The following is a 10,444-nucleotide window of genomic DNA, read 5'->3' as shown; positions in this document are numbered from 1 at the left end:
AGCACGCCGGCTTCGGTGAGCGAAAGCCCCGCGGCGGTGATGTCGATCGGCGCTGCCAACCTGTTCACGCGCAACTTCTGGAAGCCGTACGTGAACCCGAACGTGTCGCCGCAAGGCGAAGCCAAGGTCGCCAAGATCGTCTCGCTGGTGGTCAAGTTCGGCGCGCTGGTGTTCATCCTGTTCCTGCCGACCAAGTTCGCGCTTGATCTGCAGTTGCTGGGCGGCGTGTGGATTCTGCAGACCTTCCCGGCACTGGTGTTCGGCCTGTTCATCGGCTGGTTCGGCGCCAACGCGCTGCTGACCGGCTGGGCCGTCGGCATCATTGGCGGCAGCTGGCTGGCGTATGCGGACGGCATCAAGCCGGTGCACACCTTCCACATCGGCGCCGACTCCTACACGCTCTACACCGGTCTGATCGCGCTCGCGCTCAACATCGTGGTGGCAGTCGTGGTGCAGCTGGTGTTCGGCAAGGGCGGCGCCAAAGCGCCGGCTTTGAAACGTTGATACAGTAGCCTTATCCGCAACAAAAAAAGCCACGTTCGCAAGAACGTGGCTTTTTCATCGTCTTTATGTCTGCAAACGGCAAGAAGCAGGCTTCGACTACCGGTATTTTGATCTAAACAAATTTATTGTCACATCAAAATAATGTCGTACTGCTCCTGCTGGTAATCGGTTTGCACCTGCAATGAAATCGGCTTCTTGATGAAGTCGCCGAGCATGGCCAGGTGTTGCGATTCCTCTTCGAGGAACATGTCGACCACCACCTGCGCCGCCAGGATGCGGAATTCGCGCGGGTTGAATTGCTTGGCTTCGCGCAGCACCTCGCGCAGGATTTCGTAGCAGACCGTACGCGAGGTCTTGACCTGGCCCTTGCCCTTGCAGGCCGGGCAGGTCTCGCACAGGATGTGTGCAAGTGATTCGCGGGTGCGCTTGCGCGTCATTTCCACCAGGCCCAGCGCCGAGAAACCGGACACCGAAATCTTGGTGCGGTCGCGGTGCAAGGCCTTGTTCAGCTCCGAGAGCACGGCGGTGCGGTGCTCGAGGTTTTCCATGTCGATGAAGTCGAGGATGATGATGCCGCCCAGATTGCGCAGCCGCAGCTGGCGCGCGATGGCGTGCGCAGCCTCGAGATTCGTCTTGAAGATGGTGTCGTCGAAATTGCGGCCGTTGACGAAGCTGCCGGTATTGACGTCGATGGTGGTCATCGCTTCCGTCTGGTCGACGATCAGGTAGCCGCCCGACTTGAGGTCGACGCGGCGTCCCAGCGCCCGTTCGATTTCTTCTTCCACGCCGTACAGGTCGAACAGCGGACGCTCGCCGCGGTAGTGCATCAGCTTGGGCAGCACCGACGGCGTATAGAGCGTGCCGAACTCCTGCAGCATCTGGAAGTTCTCGCGCGAGTCGACCTGGATGTTCGAGGTGTCGTCGCTGACGAAGTCGCGCAGCACGCGCTGGGCCAGGCTCAGGTCCTGGTACATCAGCGTCGGCGCAGGTTTGGTCTTGGTCTGGGCGATGATGCTGGCCCAGGTCTTGCGGAGGTATTCGACGTCCATCTGCAGGTCGGCGTCGGAGGCGTCTTCGGCCATGGTGCGGATGATGAAGCCGCCTTTTTCTTCCGGCGGCAGCAGGCCCTGGACCTTGCTGCGCAGCTGTTCGCGTTCGGCCTCGTTCTCGATGCGCTGCGAAATGCCGATGTGCTTGTCCTGCGGCAGATACACCAGCATGCGGCCGGCGATCGAAATCTGCGTCGACAGGCGCGCGCCCTTGGTGCCGATCGGATCCTTGATCACTTGCACGGTGATGGTCTGGCCGTCGAACAGCAGTTTTTCGATCGGGATTTGCGGCACATTCTGACCGTGCTGGCCGTGTTGCCCATCATGCGGCTTGGCTTCCCAGATGTCCGCGACATGCAGGAAGGCGGCGCGTTCAAGGCCGATGTCGATGAAGGCCGACTGCATGCCGGGCAGCACGCGCACGACTTTGCCGAGATAGACGTTGCCGGCCAGGCCGCGCGACAGCGTGCGCTCGATGTGCAGCTCTTGCACCGCGCCCTGCAGGATGAGCGCCACGCGCGTCTCCTGCGGCGTGATGTTGATCAGGATGTCTTCGTTCATGGTCTGGTGACCCTAAAATGGTGAATGCCGGAAAGGGCTGGAACGGACCGGCATGGAAGCCATCCGGTGCAGCTCACAATGTGGCTTGCGGCAAGATGCGCATGCCGGTCTTCTGCAGCAGTTGCGCCGTCTCGAACAGCGGCAGGCCCATGATGCCGGAATGGCTGCCGGCGATATCCTTGATGAAAATCGATGCCAGGCCCTGGATGCCGTAACCGCCGGCCTTGTCGAACGGCTCCTGGGTCGAGCAGTAGGCGCGGATCATGTCGTCGCTCAGGGCCTCGAAGGCGACGTCCGAATATTGCGTGATCTGCCACATCTGTTCCTGGAAGGCCACCGCGACGCTGGTCAGCACCTGATGCGTGCGGCCGGACAGGCGCGTGATCATCTCGACGGCTTCCCTGACGTCGGCGGGTTTGCCGAGGATCAGGTCGTCCACCACCACGGTGGTGTCGGCCGAAAGGATGGGGCGCATCGGCAATTGCCGGTACAGCATGGTCTGGCGTGCGCTGAGCAATTTGTCGCGGGTGACGCGGGCGACGTAGTCGGCCGGCTTCTCGTTCGGCAGGACTTGCTCGTCGACTTCCTTGTCGTTGAGCAGCAATTCGAAGTCGATGCCGATCTGGCGCAGCAGTTCGCGCCGGCGGGGACTCTTGGAGGCGAGGTAGATTTTTTTGTCAGCAAGTTTCATGAAGCAACACTTCTCAGTATTTATCCGTACAACGTCTTCGATGATCGAAGGTGTTGTGCTTGCTTGTCTTTCGTTTTCACTCGGTACCTGATCGGTTTCCTATACGCGGTGATACGGATGATTCTGCGTAATCGACCAGGCGCGGTACAGCTGTTCCGCCAGCAGCACGCGCACCATGCCGTGCGGCAGCGTCAGGCTGGAGATGCGCACCAGCATGTCGGCATTGGCCTTGAGGCCGGGATCAAGTCCGTCGGCGCCGCCGATCACGAAGGCGACGTCGCGGCCGTCCTGCTGCCACTGCGTCAGCAACTGCGACAGCTGCATCGACGTAATGTCTTTGCCGTGCTCGTCCAGCGCCACGATGCGCGCGCCTTTCGGCAGCGCCGCTTCGATCTTGCTGCGTTCCTGCGACATGACGGTTTCTGCGGTCCTGCTGCCGGAGCGTTCGATCGGTTTGATTTCTTTCAACAGGACGCGGCACTCGGCCGGCATCCTCTTGGCGTATTCATTAAATCCCGATTCGATCCAGCCCGGCATTTTGTGGCCGACGGCGGTAATGATGAGCTGCATGGCTCACACTACCGGGGTCAGGCCTTGGCTTTTGGACGTGCCGGACGCTTGGCTGCGGCCGCTTTCTTCGAAGCCACGGCGCTTTTCGGCATGGCGACCTTGACGGTGGTGCCGACTGCTTTTTTGGCCGGCGCCTTGCGCTTGACGGCTGTACCAGTCCCAGCAGCAGCCTTGTTCTTGGCAGCGCTGAGCGTGGTCGATGCGCGTGGTGCACGAGTGGGCGTGGTCTTCGGTGCCGGCTTGGCGTCGGAGGAGACCGAAGTGGTGCGCGGCTTGCGTGCCGGCTTCTTCGGTGCTTCATCGTCGTCGATCGCCTGGCTGGCTTCAACCGCTTCGGCTTGCTCGCGGGTGCGGCGGATCTTGGCCGGCTTCTCGTCTTCGGACGCTTTCTTGGCGGCGGCGCTGGAGGCGACACGCTTGGCCGCGCCCATCTTCACTTCCTTGTCGCCCCAGATTTCTTCCAGGCGGTAGTAGGCGCGGATGGCCGGCTGCATGATGTGGACGATCATGTCGCCCAGATCGACCAGCACCCATTCGCCGGTGTCTTCGCCTTCGACGCTGACGACATGGCCGCCCTTGGCCTTGACTTTGTCGCGCACCGAAGCGGCCAGCGCCTTGGTCTGGCGGTTCGAGGTGCCGGAGGCGATCGCCACGCGGTCGAACAGGCTGGTCAGGTGAGTGGTGTCATAGATCTTGATGTCCTGAGCTTTGACGTCTTCCAGCGCGTCGACGACGGCGGTTTGCAGTTTTTTGATATCCATTAGTTTTGATAGAGATGATGTTGTTCGATATAGTCTAGCACCCTCGCCGGGATCAGCGACTCCGGTCTTTCGCCGCGTTGCAGCAAGGAACGGATCTCGGTCGATGAAATGTCGACGTCGAGACTGGATGCCAGATAGGCTTTGCCGTGCGAGGTGGTGCGTATTTCCTTTTCAGTGCCGGCACGGCGTGTGAATTCCTGCATGACAACATCGGGCACCTGCGCCGCGTCGATGCCGAAGCCCGGGCGCGCAGCGGCGCACAGGTGGGCATGGTCGAACAGCTGTTGCCAGCCTTGCCAGGTATCCAGATGCTGCAATTGGTCTGCGCCCATCAGGAAAACGATGGAGACCTCGGGACCGAGCTCGGCCCGCAAGGCCTGCAAGGTATCGATGGTGTAAGTTGCCGTCGTGCGGCGAATTTCCTGTTGGTCAATCACCACAGGCACGTGTTCGTGGCTGAACGCCAGTTCGACCATTTCCACGCGTTGCGCCGCCGTGGCTTGCAAGCCGTGCTTTTGCCACGGGTTGCCGGCCGGGATCACGCGCAACTCATCCGGTTGCAGCAACTCGACGAAATGATCGCCCAGCGCGACGTGGCCGTTATGCACGGGATCGAAGCTGCCGCCCAGGATCGCGATGCAGCGCGTGGCGTGCACGGGCAAATGGGGCAAGGAGGACAAAACCGCGGCCGCCATCAAATCCATTCCTTGTGCGGCAGGAAGTCGCTGTACAGGCGCGCTTCCGGGCTGCCGTCTGGCGGCTGCCAGTCATAGCGCCACTTCACCACCGGCGGCATCGACATCAGGATCGACTCGGTGCGTCCGCCCGATTGCAGGCCGAACAGCGTGCCGCGATCGAACACCAGGTTGAACTCGACATAACGTCCGCGCCGATACGCCTGGAAATCGCGTTCACGTTCGCCGTAAGGCGTGTCCTTGCGCAGCTCCAGGATCGGCAGGTAAGCGCCGATAAAACCGTCGCCGACGCTGCGCATCAGCGCGAAGCTCTCGTCCAGCGGCAGCGCGTTGAAATCGTCGAAGAAAATCCCGCCCACGCCGCGCGCTTCCTTGCGATGCTTCAGGTAGAAATACTCGTCGCACCACTTCTTGAAGCGCGGATGCAGCTCGTCGCCGAACGGCGCCAGCGCGTCGCGGCAGCTGCGGTGGAAATGCGTCGCGTCTTCCGCGAAGCCGTAATACGGCGTCAGGTCCATGCCGCCGCCGAACCACCAGACCGGTTCCTGGTTCTGGCCGTCCGCCTTGGCGACGAAGAAGCGCACATTCATGTGCACCGTCGGTGCGTAAGGATTGCGCGGATGCAACACCAGCGACACGCCCATGGCTTCCCATTCGCGGCCGGCGATTTCCGGACGGTTGGCGGCGGCCGAGGGCGGCAGGTTCTTGCCCATCACGTGCGAGAAACCGACGCCGCCGCGTTCGAATACATTGCCTTCCTCGATGATGCGCGAAATCCCGCCGCCGCCTTCAGGGCGTTCCCAGGAATCGGTCAGGAAGGATTTGCCGTCAACTCCTTCCAGCGCCGCGACGATGCGATGCTGGAGGTCTTGCAGATAGGCTTTAATGGTTGATGCGGTGGCGGTTGCTGTCACGGAGTGTCGTCGCTAGGGAGGCGTGGTGGCAGCCGCAAAGGCGCTCTTGGTGCACGCAAGAAAAATTACCCCCGCGATTGTACCCTGACGGAGCCGCCAGCGGGTAGCCCGAAGCCGTTTTGAGCGGCTTCGGAGCAGGCTTGGGGTGGTTTATGCTGCGCTTGGCGGGACTGACGCAGCTGGTGCAGGCTGATTCGGATTGGCGACGCTGACCTGATACGTGGCGGGCGCAGGCCAGCCCGCTTCGGCGCAGGTTTGTGCGATGGCGCGGTTGGTGTCGTTGTAGACCTGGCCGAAGTTCGGCGTCGGCGCGAACAGGCGCACCGCCAGCAGCGTGCCGGTGGCGTTGAACTCCTGAATCACCACGGCCGGAGCCGGATCGACCAGCACATTGGGAATCTGCGCCACTGTTGCACTGAGCCGCGCAATGGCGTCGGCCGGATCGACGCCGTAGGCGATCTGGCAGCGCAGGTCGACACGGCGGGTCGGCTGGACGTTGTAATTGGTGATGATGTCGGAAAACAATTTGTTGTTGCCGATGATCACGCGCAGATTGTTGTCGGTGAGCATGGTCGTGGTGACCAGGCCGATGTCGGTGACGGTGCCGGTCTGGCCTGCGGCCGTGATGTAGTCGCCGACCTTGAACGGACGCAGCACCACCAGGAAGATGCCGGCCGCGAAATTCGACAGCAGGCCTGACCAGGCCACGCCCAGCGCCACGCCGACCGCGCCGATCATGGCCGCGAACGAGGTGGTCGGCACGCCGCAGACTTCCAGGATGCCCATCACCAGCAACACGCGCAAGACCACGTGGATCGCCGAAATGGCGTAATTCACCAGCGTCGGTTCGAGTTGGCGCGCGGCCAGCACGCGCCGCACCACTTTTGCGAAGGTACCGATCAGCATGCCGCCGACGAACCAGATGACCAGCGCCGCCAGGACCTTGAGGCCGAACGGCACCAGGTAGAGATTGATCAGCGTATCGAGGTTGAGCAGGTGTTGTTGCATGCGGTTTTCCTATATTGAATGCGTTGTTGACCGGTATTAGGCGGTTACAGGCTGTTTTTGTTGCAGCTTTTCAGCCATTTTATGAAAAACCAGCAGTTTTAAAGAAAAAACCTCGCAAAACCCGAGGTTTGCGAGGTTTTCCACGATTCCGGATGCCGTGATCAGCGCTTGATGGCGCGCCAGCCGATGTCGCGGCGCAGTTGCGCGCCTTCGAAATGGATCAGGTCGGCAGCGGCGTAGGCCTGTTTCTGAGCAACCTTGACGCTGTCTCCCAGACCGACCACGCACAGCACGCGACCGCCGGCCGTGGTCAGTTTGTTGTCGTTGAGGATGGTGCCCGCGTGGAAGGTGACGCAGTCATCGGTTTCAGCCGGGATGTCGGTGATCAGGTCGCCCTTGCGCGGCGCGTCCGGATAACCGGCGGCGGCCATCACCACGCCCAGCGCGGTGCGACGATCCCATTCCAGTTCGATGGTGTCGAGCGTGCCGTTGACGGCATGTTCCATCACGGCCAGCAGGTCGGTCTTGAGGCGCGCCATGATCGGCTGCGTCTCGGGATCGCCCATGCGGCAGTTGAATTCCAATGTCTTCGGATTGCCCTTGTCGTCGATCATCAGGCCGGCGTACAGGAAGCCGGAGAACGGGATGCCGTCCTTGGCCATGCCTTGCACGGTCGGCACGATGATTTCGCGCATGACGCGGGCGTGCAGCGCCGGCGTCACGATCGGGGCCGGGGAGTATGCGCCCATGCCGCCGGTGTTCGGACCCTGGTCGTTGTCTTGCAGGCGTTTGTGATCCTGGCTGGTGGCCAGCGGCAGGATGTTCTTGCCGTCCACCATGACGATGAAGGACGCTTCTTCGCCGGCCAGGAATTCCTCGATCACCACGCGCGCGCCGGCGTCGCCCAGCTTGTTGTCGGACAGCATCATGTCGACCGCGCCGTGCGCTTCTTCCAGCGTCAATGCGACGACCACGCCCTTGCCGGCAGCCAGGCCGTCGGCCTTGATGACGATCGGCGCGCCTTTTTGGGCGACGTAGTCGTGGGCCGCCTTGACGTCGGAGAAGGTCTGGTATTCAGCGGTCGGGATGGCGTGGCGCTTCATGAAGGACTTGGAGAAATCCTTCGAGCTTTCCAGTTGCGCCGCTTCCCTGGTGGGGCCGAAAATCTTCAGGCCGCGGGCGCGGAACAGGTTGACGATGCCGGCGGCCAGCGGTACTTCGGGGCCTACCACGGTCAGCGCGACGTGTTCTTTTTCAACGAAGTCGGCGAGTTCGTTCAGGTCGGTAATCGCCACGTTTTGCAGGCGTTCATCGAGCGCGGTGCCGCCGTTGCCCGGGGCAACATAGACGGTTTGGATGCGCGGCGATTGGGCGATTTTCCAGGCCAGTGCGTGTTCACGACCACCGGAGCCAACAACGAGAATTTTCATGATAGGGACAAGGTAAGAATGGTTGGCCGGCGGCTTTAATTTTCAATAACGGCGTTGCTGTAAATCTCTTGCACGTCGTCGAGGTTTTCCAGAGCATCCAGCAGTTTTTGCATCTTGACGGCATCGTCGCCGGTGAAGACGGTTTCGGTCGCGGGCTTCATGATGATCTCGGCCATCTCGGCCTTGAAGCCGGCCTTTTCCATCGCGGTCTTGACGGCGCTGAAGTCGTGCGGCGGCGTCAGCACTTCGATGCCGCCTTCGTCGTCGGTGAGGACGTCATCGGCGCCGGCTTCGAGCGCGGCTTCCATGATGGCGTCTTCGCTCACGCCCGGAGCGTACAGCAACTGGCCGCAGTGCTTGAACATGAACGACACCGAGCCCTCGGTGCCCATGTTGCCGCCGTACTTGGAAAATGCGTGGCGCACGTCGGCCACGGTGCGGATGCGGTTGTCGGTCATGCAGTCGACGATGATCGCTGCGCCGTTGATGCCGTAGCCTTCGTAGCGGACTTCTTCGTAGTTGACGCCGTCCAGGGTGCCGGTGCCGCGCTGGATCGCGCGGGTGACGTTGTCCTTGGGCATGTTGGCGTCGGCGGCTTTGTCGACGGCCAGGCGCAGGCGCGGATTGGCGTCGACGTCGCCGCCGCCCATGCGGGCCGCCACGGTGATTTCCTTGATGAGGCGGGTCCAGATCTTGCCGCGCTTTTCGTCCTGACGGCCTTTACGATGCTGAATATTGGCCCATTTGCTGTGTCCAGCCATGATGAATCTTTCCTGCCTTGATGGAACGCGCTCCGTCCGGATAGCGCCAAATCCGGCAGACTTTGCCTGAACTTTGCGCGAATATCGCGAATTGACGAAGTGGGTTCTAGTTATAATCGACCGAGGATTTTACCATATCGCCCGACCTCCAAGCCCATCACCGGCCCTCCCTTTTATTGATTTTCTATCATGATCAAGCCCCTTTCCATCGCCCAAAATCAGATCCAAGGCCAGGTTCAGCAATTGGCCCTGCTGCCCAGCCTGGTCAATCGCCACGGCTGCATCACCGGCGCCACCGGCACCGGCAAGACCGTGACCCTGCAAGTGGTGGCGCAGGCGCTTTCGGACATCGGCGTGCCGGTGTTCATGGCCGACGTCAAGGGCGACCTGTCCGGCCTGTCCAAGGCCGGGGTGCTGTCGGCCAAGGGCAAGGAGCGCCTGAGCTCGCTCGGCATGGACGAACCGGCCTGGGAAGCCTTGCCGGTGACCTTCTGGGACGTCTTCGGCGAAAAAGGCCATCCGGTGCGCGCGACGATTTCCGACATGGGGCCGCTGATGATCGCGCGCATGCTCAACCTGAACGACACCCAGGAAGGCGTGCTGCAACTGGTCTTCAAGATCGCCGACGACAGCGGCCTGTTGCTGCTCGACACCAAGGACCTGCGCGCCATGCTGCAGCACGTCGGCGACAACGCCGCCATCTTCAAGACTGAATACGGCAACATCTCCGCCGCCAGCATCGGCGCCATCCAGCGCGGCCTGATCGGCATCGAGGAGCAGGGCGGCGACAAGTTCTTCGGCGAGCCCATGCTCAACATCGAAGACTGGATGCAGACCGACGCCAAGGGCCGTGGCGTGATCAACATTCTCGCGGCCGACAAGCTGCTCAACGCGCCGCGGCTGTATTCGACCTTCCTGCTGTGGATGCTGTCCGAGCTGTTCGAGCACCTGCCGGAAGTCGGCGACCTCGACAAGCCCAAGCTGGTGTTCTTCTTCGACGAGGCGCACCTGCTGTTCGACGAAGCGCCCAAGCCGCTGCTGCAAAAGATCGAGCAGGTGGTGCGCCTGATCCGTTCCAAGGGCGTCGGCGTATTCTTCGTCACGCAAAATCCGCTGGATATTCCCGATACCGTGCTGGGTCAGCTCGGTAACCGCGTGCAGCACGCCTTGCGGGCGTACACCCCGCGCGACCAGAAGGCGGTGCAGGCCGCCGCCGAGACCTTCCGCGCCAATCCGCAATTGAATACCGCGACCGCCATCACCGAACTGGGCGTCGGCGAAGCGCTGGTGTCCTTCCTCGATGAAAAGGGCCGTCCCAACATCGTCGAGCGCGCCTACATCCTGATGCCGGGTTCGCAGATCGGTCCCATCACTGATGACGAGCGCAAGGCCTTCATCGCCTCGTCCGTGGTGGCCGGCGTCTACGAAAAAGCCGTCGACCGCGAATCGGCTTACGAAAAAATCAAGGGACGCGCCGCCCCGCAGGCAGGCAATGCGCCG

General features: G+C 61.8%; 10 protein-coding genes and 1 pseudogene. 2 read left to right on the top strand and 9 right to left on the bottom strand.

Annotation, left to right across the window (positions count from 1 at the left end):
• Positions 1 to 504, top strand: a pseudogene (locus tag HLUSI_RS0113805) (sodium:solute symporter); the annotation flags it as partial.
• Positions 505 to 632: 128 nt separating this feature from the next.
• Here the strand turns inward: HLUSI_RS0113805 and rng are convergent.
• The 9 genes from rng to HLUSI_RS0113760 form a co-directional block, all read right to left on the bottom strand.
• On the bottom strand, positions 633 to 2,114 hold the full coding sequence (rng, locus tag HLUSI_RS0113800) for a ribonuclease G (RefSeq protein ID WP_016834525.1): 1,482 nt from the start codon (positions 2,112 to 2,114) through the stop codon (positions 633 to 635).
• Between the two features lie 73 nt (positions 2,115 to 2,187).
• Positions 2,188 to 2,805 (bottom strand): Maf family protein, encoded by a 618-nt coding sequence (locus HLUSI_RS0113795; RefSeq protein WP_016834524.1) that lies wholly within the window; start codon positions 2,803 to 2,805, stop codon positions 2,188 to 2,190.
• 99 nt (positions 2,806 to 2,904) lie between these two features.
• The gene (gene rlmH, locus HLUSI_RS0113790; RefSeq protein ID WP_016834523.1) at positions 2,905 to 3,375 is read right to left on the bottom strand and encodes a 23S rRNA (pseudouridine(1915)-N(3))-methyltransferase RlmH; all 471 of its coding nucleotides are present in this window, start codon (positions 3,373 to 3,375) and stop codon (positions 2,905 to 2,907) included.
• A 17-nt stretch (positions 3,376 to 3,392) separates the two neighbouring features.
• Positions 3,393 to 4,136 carry a ribosome silencing factor gene (rsfS, locus tag HLUSI_RS0113785; protein ID WP_016834522.1) on the bottom strand — a complete coding sequence of 248 codons (744 nt, stop codon included), beginning with the start codon at positions 4,134 to 4,136 and terminating at the stop codon, positions 3,393 to 3,395.
• Positions 4,136 to 4,831 carry a nicotinate-nucleotide adenylyltransferase gene (locus HLUSI_RS0113780; RefSeq protein WP_016834521.1) on the bottom strand — a complete coding sequence of 232 codons (696 nt, stop codon included), beginning with the start codon at positions 4,829 to 4,831 and terminating at the stop codon, positions 4,136 to 4,138. Before HLUSI_RS0113780 ends, rsfS begins: the two co-directional genes overlap by 1 nt.
• Complete coding sequence (gene hemF / locus HLUSI_RS0113775) at positions 4,831 to 5,745, bottom strand: oxygen-dependent coproporphyrinogen oxidase (RefSeq protein ID WP_016834520.1); 915 nt, start codon at positions 5,743 to 5,745, stop codon at positions 4,831 to 4,833. The genes HLUSI_RS0113780 and hemF overlap by 1 nt, the downstream gene beginning before the upstream one ends.
• Before the next feature lie 150 nt (positions 5,746 to 5,895).
• On the bottom strand, positions 5,896 to 6,753 hold the full coding sequence (locus HLUSI_RS0113770; protein WP_016834519.1) for a mechanosensitive ion channel family protein: 858 nt from the start codon (positions 6,751 to 6,753) through the stop codon (positions 5,896 to 5,898).
• A 161-nt stretch (positions 6,754 to 6,914) separates the two neighbouring features.
• Positions 6,915 to 8,183: a phosphoribosylamine--glycine ligase gene (gene purD / locus HLUSI_RS0113765; protein ID WP_016834518.1), complete on the bottom strand. Its 1,269-nt coding sequence runs from the start codon at positions 8,181 to 8,183 to the stop codon at positions 6,915 to 6,917.
• A gap of 35 nt (positions 8,184 to 8,218) precedes the next feature.
• Entirely contained in the window at positions 8,219 to 8,944 is a 726-nt protein-coding gene (locus HLUSI_RS0113760) for a YebC/PmpR family DNA-binding transcriptional regulator (protein WP_016834517.1), read from the bottom strand.
• Between the two features lie 189 nt (positions 8,945 to 9,133).
• Between HLUSI_RS0113760 and HLUSI_RS0113755 the strand changes: the two genes are divergently transcribed.
• A partial coding sequence (locus HLUSI_RS0113755) for a helicase HerA-like domain-containing protein (protein ID WP_016834516.1) occupies positions 9,134 to 10,444 on the top strand: 1,311 nt, incomplete at its 3' end.

This window comes from Herbaspirillum lusitanum P6-12 (genome assembly GCF_000256565.1).
In the GTDB taxonomy this organism is placed as follows: Bacteria; Pseudomonadota; Gammaproteobacteria; order Burkholderiales; family Burkholderiaceae_D; genus Herbaspirillum; species Herbaspirillum lusitanum.
This window is presented reverse-complemented; position numbering and strand designations above follow the sequence as displayed.

Bases quoted from the DNA above. Each gene is read 5' to 3' on its own strand.
- HLUSI_RS0113760 (WP_016834517.1), bottom strand. From the start codon at position 8,944: ATGGCTGGACACAGCAAATGGGCCAATATTCAGCATCGTAAAGGCCGT.
- HLUSI_RS0113770 (WP_016834519.1), bottom strand. From the start codon at position 6,753: ATGCAACAACACCTGCTCAACCTCGATACGCTGATCAATCTCTACCTG.
- rsfS (WP_016834522.1), bottom strand. From the start codon at position 4,136: ATGGATATCAAAAAACTGCAAACCGCCGTCGTCGACGCGCTGGAAGAC.
- rng (WP_016834525.1), bottom strand. From the start codon at position 2,114: ATGAACGAAGACATCCTGATCAACATCACGCCGCAGGAGACGCGCGTG.
- purD (WP_016834518.1), bottom strand. From the start codon at position 8,183: ATGAAAATTCTCGTTGTTGGCTCCGGTGGTCGTGAACACGCACTGGCC.
- HLUSI_RS0113795 (WP_016834524.1), bottom strand. From the start codon at position 2,805: ATGAAACTTGCTGACAAAAAAATCTACCTCGCCTCCAAGAGTCCCCGC.
- rlmH (WP_016834523.1), bottom strand. From the start codon at position 3,375: ATGCAGCTCATCATTACCGCCGTCGGCCACAAAATGCCGGGCTGGATC.
- HLUSI_RS0113780 (WP_016834521.1), bottom strand. From the start codon at position 4,831: ATGGCGGCCGCGGTTTTGTCCTCCTTGCCCCATTTGCCCGTGCACGCC.